This is a genomic window from Brevibacterium sp. 239c, from assembly GCF_900169365.1.
Taxonomy (GTDB): Bacteria; Actinomycetota; Actinomycetes; order Actinomycetales; family Brevibacteriaceae; genus Brevibacterium.
The window spans coordinates 1-20144 of record NZ_FXZH01000012.1; the positions used below are offsets into that span (position 1 = coordinate 1).

A 20144-nucleotide genomic window follows, 5' to 3' on the forward strand; every position below is an offset into this window, starting at 1 on the left:
GACGTTCGAGGGCAACAGTGGTTCGATTTTCTCCCACTGCTCATCAGTGAATACTCGGTGTCGTTGCTTTGTCGTCACCAACCCACCGTGTCAGTCCTGGAATCGTCAATAAAGGAGACACGCCCTAAGTCGAGGCCGAGTGCGGAGTAGAACCGCACTGCTGCGGACATGTCTGCGGTGATGATTGAGATCGCGTCGAGTTTCATGTTCCCAGGCTATGGGCACGAGGCCTGGCCGAGCATGAACAGAACGGCCATCTTCTCGCAGAGGCACCATTCCTCCGATAGCGTGACTCCTGCGACCAAACGCACACGCATCACGGGAGGAGCGAGTTGTGGGACACGATGGCGTTCTCACCAGTTCGCAGATCTTCGACGCTGACCTCGAGGACTGGCGGCAGTTGGCAGGGCCGATCAGGGCCAGATTCAGAACCGACGAATTCGGCCGAGGTCTTGCCTTCGTCAATGCGGTCGGGGAGGCGGCAGAACTGTCGAACCATGCCCCCGACATCACTCTCACGAAGACCGGTGTCACCGTGACTGTGGGCAGTCATGACGTCGGCGGCGTGACCGAACGGGATATCACTCTCGCTCGAAAGATCAGCACGATCGCCGCTGAAGCGGACCTGAGTGCTGACACCGCAAGCCTGATGCAAGCCGAATTCGCTCTCGACACGAATTCAAGTGATCGAGTGTCCGACTTCTACGCGGCACTCCTCGGCGGTGAACCTGCGGGAGTGCATGCGGGTGGTGACCTCGTCGACCCAACTGGTCAGGTGAATACGCTGCTGTGGTGGCAGAGGCCACGAGACGACAGCCGGTTCCCTCTGCCGGAGTCAGCCGTCCCGCAGAGTTGGCATCTCGATGTCTGGGTGAGCCATGACGAGGCCGAAGGACGGATTGCTGCAGCTCTCGCTGCGGGCGGCCACCTCGTCAGCGACACAGCTGCTCCGTCCTATTGGGTTCTAGAGGATCCCGACGGCAACCGAGCCTGCATCTGCGCGCCGATGGTCCACTGAGTCATCAGTCGGCTTCGGCGAGGTATTCCCCGAGGATGCTGCGAATGCCCTCGGGGATCGGCGAGGGCTTGCCGGTCTCCCGGTCGATGTGGACGAGGACGACGTCAGAGTTGAACACCTTCTGGCCGCTCTGGTCACCGCGGGTGTGGACGGTGAATGAGGAGTTGCCGATCCTCTTGATGGTCACCGTCATTGTGAGTTCGGGGCCGTACATGACGGGGAGCAGGTAGTCGATCGACTGGTTGGCGACGAGCATGCCACCGCCGGTCAAGCTCCCGGCCTTGGCCTCGTGGAGCCACCTGATGCGGCCTTCCTCGATGAGGGTGATCATGCGCGCGTTGTTCACGTGGCCGAGCATGTCCTGATCGGACCAGCGCACCTCTGGGGAATACTCGAATGTCTTCACGGACAACCTTTCGACTCATCTGCTTCGGAGACTCTCCATCTCCGACTATGGGACGCTACCAGGGTGGCCGGACGGCCCTGATCACCGGGACCTCTGATCGTCGGGTGTGGCCCTGCCGCCTCTTCGGACCTGATCGATCGTTCTATAGTGGAACATGTTTGATCGACGAAAGGAAATCATGGCAGTGCTCAAAGGCGTGCGCGTTCTCGACCTCGGCGGAATCGGCCCCGGCCCCTTCGCCGCAATGATGTTGGCAGATATGGGCGCCGAGGTGATTCGCCTTGATCCGCCGAAGACGGCCGGCCAGCCCATGAACCCTGTTCTCGACCGCGGCAAGAGGTCGATGACCGCAGACTTCAAGTCCGAAGCCGGCATCGAACTCGCCCGGTCCCTGGCGGCGAAGTCCGACATCGTCATCGAAGGCTTCCGTCCAGGCGCCGCGGAACGCTTGGGCCTCGGCCCCGACGATCTCCACGCGCTCAATCCTGCCCTTGTCTACGGCCGCATCACCGGCTACGGACAGGACGGTCCGAAGTCGCAGAAGGCAGGCCACGATCTGGGCTACATCGCTTCGTCCGGACTGCTCAACCAGCTCGGCCGCGCCGATGGACCGCCGCAGTTCCCCGCAAACCTCATCGGCGATTTCGGTGGGGGCGGCATGCTGCTTGTCGTCGGCGTTCTCGGCGCACTGACCAGTGCCCGCACCACCGGCATCGGCACCGTCGTCGACACCGCCATGATCGACGGCGCGAACCTCCTGTATTCGATGATGCACGGCTTCTCCGAGATCGGCATGTGGCGTCACGACGCACGCGGGCGCAACCTCCTGGATTCCGGAGCACCGTTCTATGACGTCTATCCCACCGCCGACGACAGGTACGTGTCCGTTGCCTGCATCGAACCGGCCTTCTTCGCCGAATTCGTGCGCACTCTCGACGTCGAGGACCGCCTGCCCGAACCGCTGGGCGAGATCAACCATTGGCAGCCGAAGCACTGGCCCGTCATGCGGCCAGTCTTCGCCGAGGCGCTCGCCTCACGCACCTTGGCCGAACTCGAAGAGCTCTTCACCGGTCGCGATGCCTGCGTCGAACCGGTCCTGACCATGGCCGAGGCGAAGACCGATGCTCATAACCAGTACCGCGGACTCTTCTACACCGATGAGGCCGGAATCGAGCAACCCGCACCGGCACCGAGGTTCGGCCAGGCAACTGCCCCCACCTCAACAGGCACCCCCACCTCAACTGGCGCGGCCACCTCGGATGGCGCGGACAGTGCAGGCCAACCTCGGCGGGCATCGGTTATCGGTGCCGACACCGACGCGGTGATCGCCGAATTGGGTCTGTGAGCGGCATCAGCCGCGACGGTTCCTGATCTCCTCGTTGACGGCGCCGACGACCTCGTGGAGATCGCCGATGATGGCGTAATCGGCGCGCTGAACCATCGTCGACTCCTCGTCGGTGTTGATCGCGATGAGCGTCTTCGCGCCCTCGATTCCGGCCATGTGCTGGATCGCGCCGGAGATTCCGCACGCGATGTAGACATCGGGGGTGATCCGACTGCCGGTCTGACCGACCTGTTCGGAATGCGGTCGCCAGCCCAGACCCGTGACCACGCGAGAGACTCCCAGGGCTCCGCCGAGGTGGTCGACGAGTTCGAGGACCTCGCCGAATCCGTTCTCCGAACCGACTCCGCGACCGGCTCCGACGACGGCTCTGGCCTGAGTCAGCCCTGTCGTGTCATTGCCATCGGTGGTTTCGACTTCGGTGCGAAGCACGCGGGTGCGCAGATCCTCCTCCGCGGCTTCGGGGGAGTGCGTGAGGACCTCCGGTGTCGTCGGTGTGGTCTCCTCCGGGTTGCAGGCGTGGCCGGCGACCGTAAGAACCTGCAGGTCACCGCCGAGTCGGAGGCGTTCGAACGCGGCCCCACCGAGCACCTGTCGCAGCAGACCCTCGTCGTCGGCGGCCACGACGTTGGCCGCCATCCGCTCACCGATGCGCACGGCCACATGTGTCATGAGCTCCATCCCGCGCGGAGTCCCCGAGGCCAGAACCGTCCCGGTCTCCGGCGCGATGTCGACGAGAGCCTGAGCCCAGGCTGCGGCTGAATAGGCCTCAAGGTCCGCAGACTCGAGGTGGTGGATCCGGTCCACGCCGAGTGCTGCGAGCTGCTTGTGGGCTGACTCGGTGAGCGAGCCGATGACGGCAGCTTCGAGGACCGAACCGGCGAGGACGTCCGCGTTCGTACGGGCGAAGGTGAGCGCCTCGGCGGAGGTCAGCTGCACCTGACCACTCTCATCGGTTTCGACGTATACGAGAGTCATGACCTGATCACTCCGATCTCTTCGAGAATATCGACCAAGGCACCGGCAGCGTCACGGCCCTCGCCGAGGATCGTGACCGCGCTTGCCTTCTCCGGCGGCAATTCGAGGCCGATGCGCGGATTTCCGGCACCCGGCTCGGGCGCCACATATTCGGCAATGCGAGCCTTCTTCGCCTTCATCCGACCGGTGATCGATGGATAGCGCGGGTCGATACCGCCCTCCTGGACGGCGATGACGGCGGGCAGCTCGAGGGAGAAGGCCTCGGTCCCGGCCGGCCCGATCCCGTGGGCCTCGATCGCGCCGGAGCCGCCGGAACCCCCGGTCGCGCTCAGCGTCTGGATCCCGGTCAGCACCGGGTATTCGAGATCATAGGCCAGGCGGATGGGGACCTGGAAATCACCGGTGTCGGCGGCATCATTGCCCAGCAGCACGAGATCGAAGTTCTGGCCCTCCTCGGCGCGATCACGGATGACGTCACCGATGATCGAGGCGATGTCTTCGGGGCCGAACGCCTCGGGATTGTCGGCTTCGATGAGGATTCCGTCGTTGGCGCCCACGCCTACGGCTGCGCGCAGCTGCTCGACTGCTTCAGCGGGGCCCAACGTGAGTACTGTGACCGTGCCGCCGGTGGCAGCCGCGGTCTGGATGGCCAACTCCACCGCGCATTCCTCGTGCGCCGAGGTGGTGTGGCCCAGGCTCGAGTCGTCGATGTTCGTGCCGGATTCGTTGAGCGTGATCTGGCCAGAGATGTCGGGGATGCGTTTGATGCAGACGAGGATGTCCACGGCCTACCTCCTGATGCTCTCGTTGTCGGGATCGAAGAGGGGCGTGGCGTCGATCGAGGCCACCGTGACGGGGTAGGCCTCCTCCATGTAGACGACGGTGAGCTGGTTGCCCACGACCGCCTCGGCGGGAGGGAGGAAGGCCATGAGGACATGCTTGCCCAGGCTCGGGGCAGACCCCGCCGAGGTGACGAAGGAGTGGTGCCCGTGCCCGTCGACCAGCGGCCCGCCGTCCTTGGATTGGATGGGTTCCCCGCCGAGCATGTAGCGTTTCTCGCCGCTGGCGCTTGTATGATCGTCGACCGTGAGTGAGCACAGGATCGCCTTCGGGTCCTCCTCGCGGTGTCGCAGGTGGGCGTCGCGGCCGACGAAGTTCTGCGACTTCACCTTCGGTCGGGCCATGCCGACCTCGATGACGGTGCGGTCGGAGTCGAGTTCGGCACCGAAGGCGCGGTAGCCCTTCTCGATGCGGCCCGTGGTGCCGTAGACGCCGAGTCCCACCGGTACGAGACCGTGCTCTTTTCCGGCCTCGGTGAGGACGTCCCAGAGTTTGAGTCCGGATTCCATAGGGACGTAGAGTTCCCAGCCCAGATCACCGACGTAGGAGATGCGGGAGGCCAGCACCGTCAGCGAGCCGATCTCGATGGTCCGGGCCGTGCCGAACTTGAAGGCTTCGTGGGAGACGTCTGCGTTCGTGACCTGGGAGAGGATGTCGCGTGCCCGCGGTCCCCACAATCCGATCGTCGTCCATGACGAGGTGAGGTCGGCGATCTGGGCACCTGTCTTCGGGAGCCGATCGGCGAACCATTTGACGTCGACCATGCCGTGGGCGGCTCCCGTGACAACGCGGAACCGGTCGTGGGACAGTCGCATGATGGTCAGGTCCGAGCGGAATCCACCTGCCTCGTCGAGGACCGGGGTGTAGACGACCCTGCCGATCTTCACATCCATCTGGGCCAGCACGATGGACTGGACGGCATCGAGGGCGGCGGGGCCGAACACATCGAAGATGACGAAGCTTGAGAGGTCGACGAGTCCGGCGCGCTCGCGCATCGCTAGGTGTTCGGCGTTGGTGATCGGCGACCACCAGCGCGAGTCCCATTCCGCAGTGCGGTCCATGACCTTGTCGCCGAATTCTTCGAGCAGCGGTGCATTCGATTCGTACCACTGGGGGCGTTCCCAGCCGGCGACTTCGAAGAAGACGGCGCCGAGTTCCTTCTCGCGCTCATGCATGGGGGAGAGGCGAACGTTGCGGTCGGAGTTCCACTGCTCGCCGGGATGGACGATGCCGTAGGTCTTGATGAAGGCTTCCGAGGTGCGGGCCTGTACGTGTTCGCGGGTGCGTTGGTGCGGGTGGAAGCGGGCGATGTCGGCGCCCTGGACGTCGACCTCGGGCAGGCCGTTCGTCATCCACTCGGCCACGGCCCGGCCCACGCCCGGGCCTTCCTTGACCCACACGGCTGCGGCCGACCACAGGCCTCTGACCTCGGGTGATTCGCCGAGGATGGGAGCACCGTCGGGAGTCAGGGACAGGAGACCGTTGATCGCGTAGCGGATCTCGACGTCGGGGTTGGACAGCACATCGGGCATGAGTTCGAGGGCCTGTTCGAGCTGCGGGTCGAAGTCGTCGTCGGTGAAGGGCATCTCCGTGGGGGAGAGCTTCGCGGCCTCGATCGAGGGGATCTCATCGGGCTCGTGGAGAATTGCACGGTGGGCGTAGGAGCCGATCTCCATGTCCGAGCCGTGCTGACGTTCGTAGCAGAAGGTGTCCATATCGCGCACTATGGGGAAGGTGATCTCACCCGTCTGTTCGGCCAGCTGTGGGACCGGGCCGACGCTGATCATCTGGTGCACTGCCGGGGTCAGTGGGATCGCGGCACCGGCCATGGCAGCGATGCGCGGACTCCAGACACCGCAGGCGATGAGAATCTTGTCGGTCTCGATCGCACCCTTCGTGGTGTGCACGCGTGCGATCGCTCCGCCCTCGACGTCGATGCCGGTCACCTCGGTGTTCGGCGACACAGTGAGAGCACCCTTCTTCTGCGCGGATTCGCGCATCATCGTGCCCGCCCCGACGGAGTCGACGACGCCGACGCTGGGCGTCCAGAAGGCACCGACGATGACCGACGGGTCGAGGAACGGAACCTTCTCGACGACCTCTTCGGGGGTGACCAGATGAGATTCGATGCCCCAGGCCTTGGCCGAGGCCATCCTGCGCCGCAGCTCCTGCATGCGCGCCTGGGTGCGAGCGACCTCGTAGCCGCCGGACTGGGTGAAGACGCCGAGTTCCTTGTACTGACGCACGCTGTCAAGGGTGAGGTCGGTGATCTCGCGGGAATGATCGACCGGGAAGATGAAGTTCGAGGCATGTCCGGTCGAGCCGCCCGGGTTGGGCAGCGGACCCTTGTCGACCTGGACGATGTCGCTCCAGCCGAGCTCGGCCAGATGGTGGACGAGGCTGTTGCCGACGATGCCTGCACCGACGACAACGACACTGGCCTGGGCGGGAATGGAGGCCACGGGAGGCTCCTCTCCGAAGGCATCTTCGCCTTCAACGGCACATGTTGCGTACTATGCAACGTGACGCACTATGTGAAACTAGGTGCTCTGATCGTCCTCCGCCCGCCGAGGTGTGTCAAGGGGTCTGTTCGGCGACCGTTCCTCAGCTCTCGCGCCAGCCGAACCGTGACGAGATGTCGGCGGCCGCAGCCACCAGCAGATCCTTGGCAGCTTCGACCTTTTCCTCCGTGAAGCGAAACCCCGGTCCCGAGGCAGAGACCGAGGCGATGACATCGCCGTGGGCGTTGCGAATCGGGGCAGAAACGGCGGTGAGGCCGATCTCGAGCTCATCGATGACGATCGAGTGTCCGGCGGCGACCACCTCGGCGACTTCAGCGAGCAGATGGGGGATCGCGGTCACCGTGTGCGGAGTGTAGGTCGGCAGTCTCTTTTCGAGTGCGGCGCGGATGCCTGCCTCGCTCAGGCCCGACAGGAGGACCTTGCCGTTCGATGTCGCGTGCAGGGGGATGCGCTGGCCGACCCAGTTGTGGCTCTGGACAGAGGCACTGCCGGAGACCTGGTCGAGGTAGAGGGCCGCGCCGTCGGAGAGGACGGCGACGTTGATCGTCTCACCGGTGCGTTCTGCTAAGAGCTTCGCGATGGGGCGGGCTTCCTGGACGATGTCGAGACGTGCGGTGGTGGCTCCGGCAAGGCGGAGGATGCCAAGACCCAGGCGGTACTTGCCGCGATGCTGGTCCTGTTCGACGAGGCCGCGGGCCTCAAGTGTGGACACGATGCGGGAGGCGGTCGATTTGTGCACGCCGAGTTCGACTGCGATGTCGGTGACCCCGGCGAGCCCGGTGCGGGCGATGACCTCGAGGATCGTGACCGCGCGGTCGACTGACTGCACGGAGCCGGAATTCGTCTCGCTGTTGCTCATTTCGAAACTGTAACTCACATGACACAACACGAACAGGGTTCAATCACGGGTGATGTAGGGTGAATGCCGCCGGAGCGCCGATGGCGCCGCGGCACATCTTTCCCCGACGGAGTTGAGCGCTATGACCAATGGGACCCAGTCGATCGATCGCGCGGCAGAGATATTGTCGCTGGTGGTGAAGTCGGATGACCCGATCTCCTACACAGAAGTGGTGGAGTCGACGGAGCTGGCACGATCGACGGTCTCACGCCTGCTCTCCGCCCTCGAACGCAACGGTCTGGTCGAACGTGACGGCGATGGACTCTATCGTGGAGGATCCCTTTTCGCGACCTACGCTTCACGCTTCGATCGGGTCGAAACGCTGGTCACGGCGGCCGATCCCACGCTGCAGCGGCTGAGCGAGGAGACCGGCGAGACGGTCAATCTCGCCGTGCCCAGTGCCACAGGTGTCGTGCAGGTCGCACAGGTCGATTCGACCTTCGTCCTCGGCGCCACGAACTGGGTCGACGTGGAGGTGCCACCGCACTGCTCGGCGCTGGGCAAGATCATGTACGCCTTCGATATCATCCCGGTTCCCGCTGGCCGGTTGGAGCGCCGCACCCCGTACACCTTGGGCTCCCGGAAAGAGCTCATGGACAACCTCGCCGAGGTGCGCGAACGTGGGTATGCGCTCGTGCACGAGGAATTCGAAGAGGGACTCGATGCCCTGGCCGCACCCGTGTACGGCGTCGACGGTCAGGTGGTTGCGGCGATCGGAATCTCGGGACCGACCATGCGCATCGCTGCACATCATGACGACGTCGGACGCCTCCTCGTCGACGAGGCGGGTCTGCTCTCCCGCAGCCTCAAGCGCAAGGTCACCCACCGCTGAGTCCCGCGTTTCCCTGAGTCGGACGAACCCCCGAGTCGTACGAACCCTTGAGTCACACTAACCCCTGCGTCGTACGAACCCTTGAGTCACGCGTTCCGGAACGTTCCTGAGTCGGCGCGCGCCCAGTCCCTCGCCCATGACTCCGGTGGCTGTGCCAGAAGCTCTCCCGGCTGCAGCCATTCGTAGAGTTCGGCATAGGAGCGGTGCTCGTTGCGGGAGATATTGCGCTGCAGGTGTTCCGGGCGCAGCTCCTGCGGGCTGCTGGCACCCATTGATGCCATGATCTCGACGGCCTGCTCGACCGTCGCTTCTTGGTAGTTCTTTACGCGTTCGCTCTTGTCGCCGACGTGCAGGGCACGCTGACGCTTCGGATCCTGGGTCGTCACCCCGACGGGGCAGAGCCCGGTGTGGCAGATCTGGGCCTGGATGCAGCCGACGGCCATCATCATCGCTCGTGCCGAATTCGTGTAGTCCGCTCCTTGGGCCAGGCGTTTGACGATGTCGTTGCCAGCAGCGACCTTACCGCTGGCCCCGATCCGGATCTGGTCGCGCAGGCCGGTGCCGACCAAAGCATTGTGCATGGTGAGCAGCCCGTCGGTCAGGGGCGTTCCCATGTGATCTTCGAACTCGAGAGGAGCCGCACCCGTTCCTCCTTCAGAGCCGTCGACGATGATGAAGTCCGGTGCCGTGCCGACGTCCTTGATGGCCTTGCAGATCGCCAGCACATCGATACGGGAGCCGACGCACAGTTTGAAGCCGGCGGGCTTCCCGCCAGATAGTTCACGCATGCGGGCAATGAATTCGATGAGTTCGGTCGGGGTGCTGAAGGCAGAGTGCGCCGGGGGACTGACGCACTTCACGCCCTGGGGGACCCCTCGGGCCCGGGCGATCTCCGCATTGACCTTGGCCGCCGGCAGGACGCCGCCGATGCCTGGCTTTGCGCCCTGGCTCAGCTTCAGGGACACGCATTTGACCTGATCACGCGAACTCTGCTGTGCGAACTGCTCGGGGTCGAATCGGCCCTCGTCGGTGCGTGTGCCGAAGTATCCGGAGCCCACTTCCCAGATCAGGTCACCATTGTTCTCAAGATGATAAGGCGAGATGCCGCCTTCGCCGGTGTCGTGGGCGAAGCCGCCCATCTCCGCCCCGCGATTGAGCGCTCGCACCGCGTTGGGCGACAGAGCACCGAAGCTCATCGCAGAGACGTTGAGCAGGGACATGCTGTAGGGGTGTGAGCAGTCGCGGCCGCCCACGATGACACGTGGCGGCGTCGCAGGAGCGGGGATTGGGGCAGTGGAATGAACGAGATATTCATAGCCTTCAGCATTGACGTCGCGCTCGGTGCCGAAGGCCTTCTCTCCGTGGATGCCCTTCGACCGTTCATAGACGATCGAGCGTGTGTCGCGGTCGAAGGGGCGACCGTCCCAGTTGCGTTCGATGAAGTACTGCTGGAGTTCTGGTCGTAGGCTCTCGAGGAGAAACCGCAGGTGCCCGACGACCGGATAGTTGCGCAGGATCGCGTGTTTCTTCTGTGTGAGATCGTAGATCGCGAGAACGATGACGGCGGCGACGAGGGCACCGATCACCCACCAGGCCCACGGTCCGACTGCTGCCGCCCACCCCAGTGCCACCAGAATGCCGAGTGTCGCAGCGATTGCCAGGAAACGTCCCATCGTGATCTCCTCCCGAGCGAACGATGGAGCCCCGAGTCTCGGGTCACGATCTCAGTGACGGGCGCCGTTGGTTCCGTGTGCTCAAAAGCGGCGTCGGGCAGCATCGTCCTGCTGCCATGCTATGCCTCGATCCGGAGAGAACTGAGAAATCTGCCTGTGAAATCAGAGATGTGGTCACGTCCTGCGCGAACGACGGCAATGGCGAATCCACCATTGACCTTGACGGATCCTCTGAAGTCCTGACCACTGGAGCTGCCGGGGGTGGTGACCGAGTGGAAGAAGCGGATGATCCGCTGGGCACCGAAGATCGGATTGAGTGCAGAGGAGACCTTGCCGCCCCCATCGGCCCAGAACACGGCGTCCTCGGCCAGCAGCAGGCCGAGTGCTGTTCTCAGATCGCCGCTGTGAATCGCATCGATGAGACGACCGAGCATCGCCGAGTCCGCGGTGCGAGTCACCTGCCGATCCAGATCGATCCGGCGTGCGGCTCGTGAGATCATCTGGCGCACAGCGGCAGAGCTCTTGCCGAGAATTCCGGCGACCTCCTCGGCGCTCATATCGAAGGCCCTGGTGAGAACGAAGGCCGCGCGGGTCTCCGGGTTCAGCTGCTCGGCCAGGTGGAGCAGTGTCAGCGACAGCAGGTCCCGATTCGCGACCGCATCCTCTGGCAGCTGGTCGGTCGAGACCGGCTCGGGCGGCCTCTGTGCTGGCAGCCGTATCGCCTGGGCTGCCGAACTCGATCCCGTCCACCTCTCCAATGTAGATCAGTCGGCTGTCTCGGCAGAGCCATCGGCGACCGGCGGGGTCGTCTCGGTGGCGATTGCCAGGCGATTCCAGACGTTGATCGTGGAGATGGCCAGAAGCAGGTCGCCGAGCTGTTCGGCGCTGAAGTGCTTGGCCACCTCGTCCCAAATCTCGTCGGTCACGGTCTCCGGACCGAGTTTCGTCACCGCATCCGTGAGGGCGAAGACGCTGCGCTCTCGCTCATCGAACAGGGCGCCGGCGTGCTGCCATGCCGAAACGGCGTAGAGCTTTCGGGACGAGACGCCGAGACTCTCCAGATCGGTGGAGTGCATGTCGACGCAGAAGCCGCAGCCGTTGACGATCGATGCGCGAAGCTTGATGAGATCGTAAAGCTCATCGCCCAGAGCGGTGCGGCAGTGGGAATCGAGTCGAGCAACGTGGGAGTAGCCCTTCTTGCTGACCTGGTCGAGGTTGATACGAGCCATGAGTGTCCTTTCCTGAAGGTGTGTCACGTTCCCTGGCGAACAATGGTGCGGACGACTTTCGCCCGTCATCCACTACGTCGGATGGCGGCGGTGAAGTGTGACAGGTTCACGCGAAATCTCTGTCCGCCGGGCGCACCGAACGTCTCACACCTGCTGTCTTAGGACGCGCTGCCTCACGACGTGCTCGGGACCTCATCGGTGTGTCCTAGAGCAGCGAGCTGCTTGCGTCGCCAGATCTCCGTGTCCTTGATCTGGTTGAAAGTATAGATGTGGAGTCCGGCCACGCCCATGGTTGGATCGTCCAGGATGGGTGCGAGTTTGTCGAGGAATTTCCGTGGGTTGTACCCGCCAGGTTTGGCCATTCGGGAGAAGGTCGCCGTGTTCTTGCGCAGGAACCGTGTCGATTCGCCCACGCCGATCTTCGACGCGACGCGGGTCAGCTTCGTCAGTTCCACTTTGCCAGCGATGCCCAGGATGAGCGGCAGCTCGATGCCGCGCGCCCGCACCCTGGCCAGCCACGTGGCGATGACTCCGGGATCAAAGCACAGATTCGAGACGAGGTGGGTGGCGTAGTCGCGTTTGTCCCACATCGCTTGGATGGTGACGTCATCGGGGATCAGCGGGTGAGTCTCCGGGTAGGCGCTGACGCCGAGGTGCTGGATCGGTGCCGCCATGCTCGCGAGGTCGACGATGAGGTCGAGTGCTCCGGCATAACCTCCGGCTGGGGGCGTGGCATCGCCGGCGGGGACGAAGATCCGATCGATGCCGGCCTGCGTGATGCGGTCGACGATCTCCTCGAGCTCGGTTCTGCCCTGGACCATCCTCGCTGCGATGTGGGGGACCGCATTGAATCCGAGCGCCTGCAGCTGTTCCGCGGTCGACAGCGTGGCCTCAAGTGTCAGCCCGGTCGAGGCGGTCACAGTGATCACCCGGCCGGGTGCGACGTACTCGTGGACACGGTCGACGACTCCGGCGGTGGGAAGGATTTCATAGCGCGCGGATTTCAGCAGCGTGCTCAGAACTTCCTGTGACATCCCGTGCTCCTTTGAGAGGATCCCTGGAAAGTGGTCGACGGCTGATGAATCTGGATGGAAACCCTTGCTTCCGTCGACACTTCAATCCTACACTGATTCTACCCATAATATGGGAATCGAGTTCTACAATGTAGAACTGATCAGCAGGGGGAACATCATGGACAACAACGTTCCATCAGTGGACCAAAGCGACAGACAAGTCCCAATCAACCTACGCCAATCAGGCCCCACGCCAGTCGAGATGCTCATTGACACCAGAGTGCGGAAGTCTCCGTACTGGGAGCTGTCGATGCAAGAGGGATGCTGGCGAGCCTCTATCTACAACCGGATGTACCACCCGCGCGGCTATGTGCCTCGCGAGGATGGCGGGATGATGGTCGAGTACCAGTCTCTCGTCAACGACGTGACCTTGTGGAACGTCGCCGTCGAACGTCAGATCCAAGTCAAGGGTCCCGACGCCGAGGCGTTCGTGAACTATGTCATCACCCGTGACGCGACCAAAATCCCAGTCATGCGCGCCCGTTACGTGATCCTGTGCAATGAAGCCGGAGGCATCCTCAACGACCCGATCCTGCTGCGAGTGGCGATCGACGAATTCTGGTTCAGCCTCTCGGACACCGACCTCATGCTCTGGCTGCAGGGCGTCAACGTCGGCAAGGGGTTCGACGTCACCATCGCCGAGATCGATGTCTCGCCGGTGCAGGTCCAGGGTCCGAAGTCCGTCGATGTCATCGCCGACCTCGTCGGTGAAGAGGGGCGCACGCTGCCCAGCTATGGACTCATGGAAGCCCAAGTCGGCGGGCACGACGTCATCATCTCCCAGACAGGGTTCACTGGAGAGAAGGGCTACGAGATCTACCTCAAGGACTCGACGAAATACGCCGAGGACATGTGGAACGCAGTGCTCGCAGCCGGCATTCCCTACAACCTCAAGGTCGTTGCTCCCAGCCATCACCGCAGGATTGCCGCAGGCATCCTGTCGTGGGGTCAGGACATGGACTTCGAGACCTACCCGTTCCAGGTCAACCTCTCTTACCAGGTGCCGCGGAAGAAGGAAGCCGACTACATCGGCAAAGCGAAACTCGAGGAGGTTCGTGAGCAGATCACTGCCGGTACTCCACCGTTCAAGACTCAGCTCGTGGGTCTGCTGGTCGGCGGAAAGCCGATCACAGACTACGCTCCCGACTTCTGGCTGGTCAGCGCCACATCTGGTGGCGACCCGGTCGGGTATGTGACGTCGCCCTGGTACTCACCGGAGCTCGAAGCCAATATCGCGATGGCACATGTGCCGGTCGAGAGCAGTGCGCTGGGAACCGAGTACTGGGTTCAACTCCCCGAACCCTTCGCAGACACCCCGGGTGAGCCCGTTCGCGCCGAGGTGGTGGAGATGCCGTTCCGGGCGAGCGTCAACCCCAGCCAGCGTGAACGTCTGAAGATGAACGGCCTCGACGCCGCCGTCTGATCCGCGGCGAAAGCCTGGGGCGGGCGAGAGCCTGAGTCCAGCGGTCGGGCTCTACCTAGCGGAGAAATTCTGCTGCACGGTTCCACCACCCTGATCCGAGCGCGGTCACTGCGCGACATACCAGTGGCCGCGCTCGCCTCTGCCCCGCCGTCGCGCTTCGACCGTGCATCCCTCACCGGCAGCGCCAATTCCTCCACGTACGCGGGAATGAATTGCTGCTCGCGGTGAGGGGTGGCCGCCCAGCCCCGTGTGCCCCAGCGTCGATCCGCGCGGCACCGTCGATGAAGACACACCTCGAGCATTGAAGTGCGGCCACCGAGATGTCTCCGATGGCCGCACTCTTGCGAGGTGAGAACTGTTCGCTGCTGCTCTCCAGCCGCTGTTGTTCGGGCTGACTCTCAGCGCATCACTTCCTGCGGCGCGACTTCATTTCCTGCGGAGTGACTTCACCTTCGCGAGGAGTTCGTCTTCAGCATTCGGTCCGGCCTTGATGCCGGTGGGCAGGCGGAACATGAAGAAGACTCCGACTGCGAGCCAGAGGCCGAACATGGCCCACGACTGCCAATCCAACTGTGCTGAGACCGGGGTGATCGGCAGGTAGAGGATGAAGAGGATGAAGGTCAGGATAGAAGAGATCACGCCGATGATGAAGCCACCATTGCGCGGCCCGCCGATGCGCAATGGACGTTCCATGTTCGGCTCGCGCCTGCGCAGAACCAGGAAGCCGACGCTGACGAGGAAGTAGGCGATGACGATCGCTGGTGATCCCGCATCGACGATCCAGCCGAGGGCCGCTGTGCCGAAGAACGGGGCGACGGCGGAGAGGGCTCCGATGAAGATGATCGCGTTGGACGGGGTCCGGTACTTGGGGTGCAGTTTGCCGAACCATTTCGGGATCATGCCCGCTGCGGCCATTGCCCACATCAGTCGGGACGAGCCCATGAGGAATGCGTTCCATGAGGTGATGATGCCTGCCAGACCGCCGGCGATGACGATCTTGCCCCAGATGGGCGAACCGAACATGGACGCGAGGGCGTCGGCGGTGACGAGGTCGTGGGTGCCCAATTCGGATGCGGGCATGGCCACCGAGGTGGTGCCGATGATGATCACGTAGAAGGCCACGGCCATGATGACGGAGATGACGACGAGCTTGCCGATCTTCGCAGGAGGAAGTTTGACCTCCTCGGCGGACTGCGGGATGACATCGAAGCCGACGAACAGGAACGGGACGACAGCCATCACTCCGATGAAGCCGGCGCCACCGCCGGAGAAGAATGGTTCGGCGTTCTCGATCGTTCCGCCGGTGAAGCCGCCGGCCAGCAGCATGAGTCCGACGATGATGAGGAACCAGACGACGAAGGTCTGGACCATGGAGGCGAGCTTGACGCCGCGGATGTTGATCCACGCGATGATGATCGCTGTGATGGTGCCGACGAGGGCCCAGGTGAGATAGACATCGGAACCGGCGATGGTCCACATCTTTATCTGTTCGAGGTTCGGGAACAGATAGACGGCGGTCTTCGGCACCGAGACGGCCTCGAACATGACGACGCTGATATAGCCGCCGGTGATCGCCCAGGATCCGAAGAGAGAGACTTTGGGGCCCATCGCCCGGATGAGGTAGTTGTGCTCACCGCCGGCGTGCGGCATCGCGGCCACCATCTCGGAGTACACCGTGCCGACGAAGCACATGATGACGCCACCGACGATGAACGCGAGAATCGCGCCGAGGGTGCCGGCACCGGTGAGCCAATCGCCGGTGAGGACGACCCAGCCGAAACCGATCATCGCTCCGAATCCGATGAACAGGGCATCGATCGTTCCCAGCGATCTGACGAAACCGTGGCCCCGGTCGTCGATCTCCGTGTTCTGCTGCGTCATTGCGTGCCTCTCATGTCCCTGCTATTACAGTTCTGCACAGTAGCAGGAAAAGCGAGAGTTCCGCGTCAGTAACCTCCGAACGGACGCATCGGCCGGTTCAGAGCCCCGACGCGTACAGGCCCAGGCTCCGACCCCGACGCCAACAGGCTCAAAATCAGGCTAAGGCTCAGCTCCGACCCCGTAAGTCGTGGGCTCGATTAGCTGAGTTCGGCCGACTTCCACCGCCGAACTGGCATGCAGCCGAGCTGACACGAGGCCGGACTGAGACAGGTCTGCCCCCACCGATCGGTGAGGGCAGACCTGCTTGGAGATCACTCGCCGAGGTCGACGACCTCGAACTCGAGAAGATTGGCCTGCTCCGAGACGGGCTCCTTGCCGTTGGCTTCGTGTGCGGGCTGGCGGGCCTGGCGCCAGTTCTCGAAGTCCTCACGTGTGGCCCACTGCGTGTAGACGAAGTACTGGTCGCCGCCGGAGACCGGACGCAGCAGCTGGAAGCCTTCGAAGCCGGGTGAGCCGTCGACGGAGTGCTTGCGTGCCGCGAAGCGCTTCTCGAGTTCACCGCGTGCCGCTTCGGGAACGGTGAGGGTATTGATGGCGACGACGGACATGCTGGCTCCTAAAACTGGGGAACAATTATCTGCAGAACAACGGTTCACAGACCGACGGCGAAACCGTTCGTGTCTTCCTCGAGGCTACGACCGAAATCTGGATCCGAGCTGAATTGTCCACATGAGACCGCGACCCGTCTCAGCATTATGAGATGAATCAGCATCGTGAGATGAAAGAGGACGCCAAAGCCCCCGAAGCCGATCGACCTCAGGCGCGGGGAAGCTTGGCGTGCCGCGGATCCCGGTTCACCGGCTGCGTACGGCGACTGGAGGAGGGAACACGCGAGATGACTGGTGGTGACTCTGCGGTCTTCTTCGTGGCGTCGATGTCTCCGAAGACAGTCCCGGAACCGGCGCCGAGGTGAGGGGAAGTGAACGCTGAGACGGCCGTTCCGTGGCAGTCGGGGCAGGTGACAGCCTCCGGTTTCCGGCTCATCGGAAAAGCCTGTTCGGTGTCGCCGCAGGACTCGCATCGGTAGACGTAGGTGGGCACTGGATCACTCTTCTCGAAATCATTGCCGACTGATAATCCTCAATTCATTCCTACACCGTCACCAGGAAAGACTCAAGAGTGGCAGCGAGAGTTCACTGCTCGGCCACCCTGATCTCCGTGAAATGAAACTCGGAGTCGTGGCGCTTCGCGGCACGCCGGATCCGCTCCGCGGTGAGCCTGCTGATCTCAGGGAAACCGGTCTCGGAGTCCGCATCCACGAGGCTGCGCGCATTCTTCGACTGCAGCGGTTCTGGGGTCTGGACGAGGATGAACTTCCGTGAGCCTTCGTCTCTCTGATTGGCAGCCATCACTGCCTGCGCGGTCGTACCGGACCCGGCGAAGAAGTCGAGGACGATGGCGTCGGGATCGAAGAACGTCTGCGAGGCCACGAGCGTCTTGACCAGGTCGACGGGTTTGGGATAGCTGAAGATCCCACCCAGTCCGAGATCTTCGAGGTCGTTCTGCCCGCCCAGGGCTTTGATGATCGAGTAGAGCTTCGAACTTGCCTTCTCAGCAGGCGTGACTCGCACGACCGCATGTTTCCCCTGGGCACCCCATTGGCGCAGAACATATTCACCCGAGGCCAACTTCGCATCCACCTCGGCGAGCTTCTTCGCTCCTTTGACATCGACGATGTCCTCGTACATCAGCCGGCGTTCCTGACCCCGGGCGTAGCGGCCGAAGCCGGCACGCAGCACATCCGTTTCGACGAGCATGCGTTTGCCGTCGATGATCTCAAGCTTCGCCGGGGCCTTCTTCTCCGTCAGGAACGCACCCGCCTGATCAGCGACTTTGGCCCACACGTGAACATAGTCGTGGCCGCGGACGAAGGAGGGGGAGTTGCCGCCGCCCTTCGCGCGCTGATGGATCAGGGTGCCCAGCGAATTGTCCTCGCCGAAGATCTCATGCCCCAGCAGCTGCGCCCACGCGCTCTCCCCATCGTCGAGGTGGATGAAGATCACGCCGTCATCGCGCATGAGCTCACGTGCGAGCATGAGTCGCGGCGTCATGAAGTTCAGCCAGCTCGCATGATCGTGCCCATGATCCTTATACGCCAGCGCATTGCCCGTGTTGTACGGCGGATCGATGTAGACGACCTTGACCCGCCCGCGATGCGTGGCCAGCAGCCCGGTCAGCGCCGGCAGGTTGTCCCCGACGACCAACATATTCTCAGCGACGTCCGGAACGTGGGTGTCACCATTGCGAATGAAATGCGGAACCTCGCCGAGGTGGCTCTGCTGTTCCAGCCGTTCGCCGAGTGCGAAGGCGGCGTCCTTTCCAGTCCAGTTCAGGGCCGTCGACATCCTTCTCCTTCTCCGCGATCGGTGCCAAGATTGCTGTATGAGTATTTCACGAGTGGCCGTGATCGGTGCCGGGATCGTCGGAGTGGCGCTCGCCAGGGAGATCACCGGCCGACTTCCAGCCGCTGAAGTGACCGTCTTCGATAAGGCTGACCGTGTTGGCGCACATCAGAGCGGGCACACCTCGGGGATCGTGGATCCCACCCTCGATGCGAAGGCAGGATCACCGGAAGCGAAGCTCGCCCGTCGAGGTGTTGAGCTGTTGGTCCCCTACGTGTCCGAACGCGGCATTCCCTACCGCGCGTGCGGGCAGCTCCTCGTCGCGCAGACCACCGACGAAGCCGACCGGCTCGAAGAGATCCTCGCCCGGGCCGAGGCGAACGCGATCCCGGGGGTCCGGCTACTCGATCGCAACGAGATGCGCGAGGTCGAACCCAATGCCAGGGGAGTCCTCGCCCTGTATTCGCCGCACACGGCCGTCACCGATTTCACCGCCCTGACCGAGGCGTTCGCTTCCGATGTCACCGCAGCCGGGGGTACCTTCCGCTTCGGCACCGAGGTCACCGGCCTGGACGTGATGAGCAACGAAGTCCGCGTCCGCATGTGTGCTGCAGCACCCGAGCCTGACACGGATGCGGCCAGTGACACCGGAGCCGACAGGCGGGAGAGTGGCGACCATTCCCAGGTTCGCGACGACATCGACGATCAGGTGCACGAGGCCCCGCGGACATATCGTGGTGAGGACTCGACTGGGCCGGTCATCGACTTCCGCGACGAGCTGCGCAGCCGTTTCGGTGAGCAGGGCTGGTTCAAGCAGGTCGAGGATACGATTGGCAACCTCAGCGACCGATTCACCAACCCGGCCGCGGGACGTGAACGGCCAGGAGCCCCTGATCATGAACGGCCAGGTGCTCGTGAGCAGGAACGGCCAAGTACCCGCGAGCGTGAACGTTCGGAGCGGTCCGAGGACGCGGAGGTTTTTGACCTCGTCATCGTCTGCGCTGGTCTCCAGGCTGACCGTCTGGCGTTGGCAGCCGGCTTCGACGAGGAGCCTCGCATCGTGGCCTTCACCAGCGACTACTACAGTGTCGACGACTCCACCGAGGTGGTTCGGGGCATCATCGGAACGGTTCCCGATGCCGGCACCCCGTTTACCGGGAAGTCTGTGGTCAGGGGCGTCAATGGCTCCTTGTCCCTGGGCCCGAACACATTCGTGTCCTTGGGGCGCGAACGCTATGACAAGCACGGTTTCGACCTCGGCGATATGGGGTCGACAGTCGGCTTCAAGGGGTTCTGGAAGTTCGCGGCGCAGACTGCGAAGACCGCGGCACGCGGTGCGAAGTCGGCCGTCAGCTCCTCCTCCTTCGTCGCAGAGGTTCGTAAGTTCGTTCCTGCCATCGACGCATCGACCGTCCGACCAGGAACGCGCGGCATCCGCGCACAGGCAATCGATGCTGGAGGCAAGCTCGTCGACGAACTGCGCGTGACCACGCGCGGCAGGCTCACCATGGTCAGGAGCCTCCCCAGGTCAGGGGCCACCTCGGCGCTGGCTGCCGCGGAGCGCATCGCGGACCAGGCCCTGGACGCGAACGCGTGACACGAAAAGCTGATGTGAACGGCGGAGGTG

19 protein-coding genes are annotated in these 20144 nt (G+C 63.5%); 5 read left to right on the top strand and 14 right to left on the bottom strand.

Going from position 1 to position 20144, the window contains the following annotated elements; genetic code table 11:
- Positions 1 to 74 precede the first annotated feature (74 nt).
- Positions 75 to 206, bottom strand: a complete 132-nt coding sequence (locus BSP239C_RS21145) for a hypothetical protein (protein WP_257930187.1) — start codon at positions 204 to 206, stop codon at positions 75 to 77.
- 128 nt (positions 207 to 334) lie between these two features.
- Between BSP239C_RS21145 and BSP239C_RS11925 the strand changes: the two genes are divergently transcribed.
- Entirely contained in the window at positions 335 to 1018 is a 684-nt protein-coding gene (locus tag BSP239C_RS11925) for a 4a-hydroxytetrahydrobiopterin dehydratase (RefSeq protein WP_096158083.1), read from the top strand.
- 4 nt (positions 1019 to 1022) lie between these two features.
- On the opposite strand, the gene BSP239C_RS11930 is transcribed toward BSP239C_RS11925, so the two are convergent.
- Positions 1023 to 1424: a thioesterase family protein gene (locus BSP239C_RS11930; RefSeq protein WP_096158930.1), complete on the bottom strand. Its 402-nt coding sequence runs from the start codon at positions 1422 to 1424 to the stop codon at positions 1023 to 1025.
- A gap of 178 nt (positions 1425 to 1602) precedes the next feature.
- Between BSP239C_RS11930 and BSP239C_RS11935 the strand changes: the two genes are divergently transcribed.
- Positions 1603 to 2769: a CaiB/BaiF CoA-transferase family protein gene (locus BSP239C_RS11935; protein ID WP_257930188.1), complete on the top strand. Its 1167-nt coding sequence runs from the start codon at positions 1603 to 1605 to the stop codon at positions 2767 to 2769.
- A gap of 6 nt (positions 2770 to 2775) precedes the next feature.
- Here BSP239C_RS11935 and BSP239C_RS11940 read toward each other — a convergent pair whose 3' ends face one another.
- The 4 genes from BSP239C_RS11940 to BSP239C_RS11955 form a co-directional block, all read right to left on the bottom strand.
- A complete protein-coding gene (locus tag BSP239C_RS11940; RefSeq protein WP_101573139.1) occupies positions 2776 to 3744 on the bottom strand; it encodes an electron transfer flavoprotein subunit alpha/FixB family protein in 969 nt (322 codons plus the stop codon).
- On the bottom strand, positions 3741 to 4529 hold the full coding sequence (locus BSP239C_RS11945) for an electron transfer flavoprotein subunit alpha (protein WP_101573141.1): 789 nt from the start codon (positions 4527 to 4529) through the stop codon (positions 3741 to 3743). Before BSP239C_RS11945 ends, BSP239C_RS11940 begins: the two co-directional genes overlap by 4 nt.
- Before the next feature lie 3 nt (positions 4530 to 4532).
- Positions 4533 to 7046 carry an FAD-dependent oxidoreductase gene (locus BSP239C_RS11950; RefSeq protein ID WP_101573143.1) on the bottom strand — a complete coding sequence of 838 codons (2514 nt, stop codon included), beginning with the start codon at positions 7044 to 7046 and terminating at the stop codon, positions 4533 to 4535.
- Positions 7047 to 7188: 142 nt separating this feature from the next.
- Positions 7189 to 7965: an IclR family transcriptional regulator gene (locus tag BSP239C_RS11955; protein ID WP_101573145.1), complete on the bottom strand. Its 777-nt coding sequence runs from the start codon at positions 7963 to 7965 to the stop codon at positions 7189 to 7191.
- Positions 7966 to 8086: 121 nt separating this feature from the next.
- On the opposite strand from BSP239C_RS11955, the gene BSP239C_RS11960 reads away from it, so the two are divergent.
- A complete protein-coding gene (locus BSP239C_RS11960; RefSeq protein ID WP_101573147.1) occupies positions 8087 to 8836 on the top strand; it encodes an IclR family transcriptional regulator in 750 nt (249 codons plus the stop codon).
- 86 nt (positions 8837 to 8922) lie between these two features.
- Here the strand turns inward: BSP239C_RS11960 and BSP239C_RS11965 are convergent, their stop codons facing one another.
- The 4 genes from BSP239C_RS11965 to BSP239C_RS11980 all read right to left on the bottom strand — a co-directional run bounded on the left by BSP239C_RS11965 (position 8923) and on the right by BSP239C_RS11980 (position 12772).
- A complete protein-coding gene (locus BSP239C_RS11965; protein ID WP_101573148.1) occupies positions 8923 to 10509 on the bottom strand; it encodes an FMN-binding glutamate synthase family protein in 1587 nt (528 codons plus the stop codon).
- Between the two features lie 119 nt (positions 10510 to 10628).
- Positions 10629 to 11267 (bottom strand): sigma factor-like helix-turn-helix DNA-binding protein, encoded by a 639-nt coding sequence (locus BSP239C_RS11970; protein ID WP_101573150.1) that lies wholly within the window; start codon positions 11265 to 11267, stop codon positions 10629 to 10631.
- A gap of 6 nt (positions 11268 to 11273) precedes the next feature.
- Positions 11274 to 11738: a carboxymuconolactone decarboxylase family protein gene (locus tag BSP239C_RS11975; RefSeq protein ID WP_101573153.1), complete on the bottom strand. Its 465-nt coding sequence runs from the start codon at positions 11736 to 11738 to the stop codon at positions 11274 to 11276.
- Between the two features lie 173 nt (positions 11739 to 11911).
- Positions 11912 to 12772, bottom strand: a complete 861-nt coding sequence (locus BSP239C_RS11980; RefSeq protein WP_101573155.1) for a methylenetetrahydrofolate reductase — start codon at positions 12770 to 12772, stop codon at positions 11912 to 11914.
- Positions 12773 to 13013: 241 nt separating this feature from the next.
- On the opposite strand from BSP239C_RS11980, the gene BSP239C_RS11985 reads away from it, so the two are divergent.
- A complete protein-coding gene (locus BSP239C_RS11985; RefSeq protein ID WP_219618894.1) occupies positions 13014 to 14234 on the top strand; it encodes a glycine cleavage T C-terminal barrel domain-containing protein in 1221 nt (406 codons plus the stop codon).
- Between the two features lie 426 nt (positions 14235 to 14660).
- Here BSP239C_RS11985 and BSP239C_RS11990 read toward each other — a convergent pair whose 3' ends face one another.
- The 4 genes from BSP239C_RS11990 to BSP239C_RS12005 form a co-directional block, all read right to left on the bottom strand.
- Positions 14661 to 16115, bottom strand: coding sequence for an APC family permease (locus BSP239C_RS11990; protein ID WP_101573157.1), 1455 nt, complete (start codon positions 16113 to 16115; stop codon positions 14661 to 14663).
- Positions 16116 to 16426: 311 nt separating this feature from the next.
- Entirely contained in the window at positions 16427 to 16723 is a 297-nt protein-coding gene (locus BSP239C_RS11995) for an antibiotic biosynthesis monooxygenase (RefSeq protein ID WP_101573159.1), read from the bottom strand.
- 208 nt (positions 16724 to 16931) lie between these two features.
- A complete protein-coding gene (locus BSP239C_RS12000; protein ID WP_101573161.1) occupies positions 16932 to 17216 on the bottom strand; it encodes an FmdB family zinc ribbon protein in 285 nt (94 codons plus the stop codon).
- A gap of 92 nt (positions 17217 to 17308) precedes the next feature.
- The gene (locus tag BSP239C_RS12005; protein WP_101573163.1) at positions 17309 to 18520 is read right to left on the bottom strand and encodes a site-specific DNA-methyltransferase; all 1212 of its coding nucleotides are present in this window, start codon (positions 18518 to 18520) and stop codon (positions 17309 to 17311) included.
- Between the two features lie 37 nt (positions 18521 to 18557).
- Between BSP239C_RS12005 and BSP239C_RS12010 the strand changes: the two genes are divergently transcribed.
- Positions 18558 to 20114, top strand: coding sequence for an FAD-dependent oxidoreductase (locus BSP239C_RS12010; RefSeq protein WP_257930189.1), 1557 nt, complete (start codon positions 18558 to 18560; stop codon positions 20112 to 20114).
- Positions 20115 to 20144: the final 30 nt, after the last annotated feature.

Bases quoted from the DNA above. Each gene is read 5' to 3' on its own strand.
- BSP239C_RS21145 (WP_257930187.1), bottom strand. From the start codon at position 206: ATGAAACTCGACGCGATCTCAATCATCACCGCAGACATGTCCGCAGCA.
- BSP239C_RS11935 (WP_257930188.1), top strand. From the start codon at position 1,603: ATGGCAGTGCTCAAAGGCGTGCGCGTTCTCGACCTCGGCGGAATCGGC.
- BSP239C_RS11940 (WP_101573139.1), bottom strand. From the start codon at position 3,744: ATGACTCTCGTATACGTCGAAACCGATGAGAGTGGTCAGGTGCAGCTG.
- BSP239C_RS11955 (WP_101573145.1), bottom strand. From the start codon at position 7,965: ATGAGCAACAGCGAGACGAATTCCGGCTCCGTGCAGTCAGTCGACCGC.
- BSP239C_RS11960 (WP_101573147.1), top strand. From the start codon at position 8,087: ATGACCAATGGGACCCAGTCGATCGATCGCGCGGCAGAGATATTGTCG.
- BSP239C_RS11965 (WP_101573148.1), bottom strand. From the start codon at position 10,509: ATGGGACGTTTCCTGGCAATCGCTGCGACACTCGGCATTCTGGTGGCA.
- BSP239C_RS11975 (WP_101573153.1), bottom strand. From the start codon at position 11,738: ATGGCTCGTATCAACCTCGACCAGGTCAGCAAGAAGGGCTACTCCCAC.
- BSP239C_RS11980 (WP_101573155.1), bottom strand. From the start codon at position 12,772: ATGTCACAGGAAGTTCTGAGCACGCTGCTGAAATCCGCGCGCTATGAA.
- BSP239C_RS11985 (WP_219618894.1), top strand. From the start codon at position 13,014: ATGCTCATTGACACCAGAGTGCGGAAGTCTCCGTACTGGGAGCTGTCG.
- BSP239C_RS11990 (WP_101573157.1), bottom strand. From the start codon at position 16,115: ATGACGCAGCAGAACACGGAGATCGACGACCGGGGCCACGGTTTCGTC.
- BSP239C_RS11995 (WP_101573159.1), bottom strand. From the start codon at position 16,723: ATGTCCGTCGTCGCCATCAATACCCTCACCGTTCCCGAAGCGGCACGC.
- BSP239C_RS12005 (WP_101573163.1), bottom strand. From the start codon at position 18,520: ATGTCGACGGCCCTGAACTGGACTGGAAAGGACGCCGCCTTCGCACTC.
- BSP239C_RS12010 (WP_257930189.1), top strand. From the start codon at position 18,558: ATGAGTATTTCACGAGTGGCCGTGATCGGTGCCGGGATCGTCGGAGTG.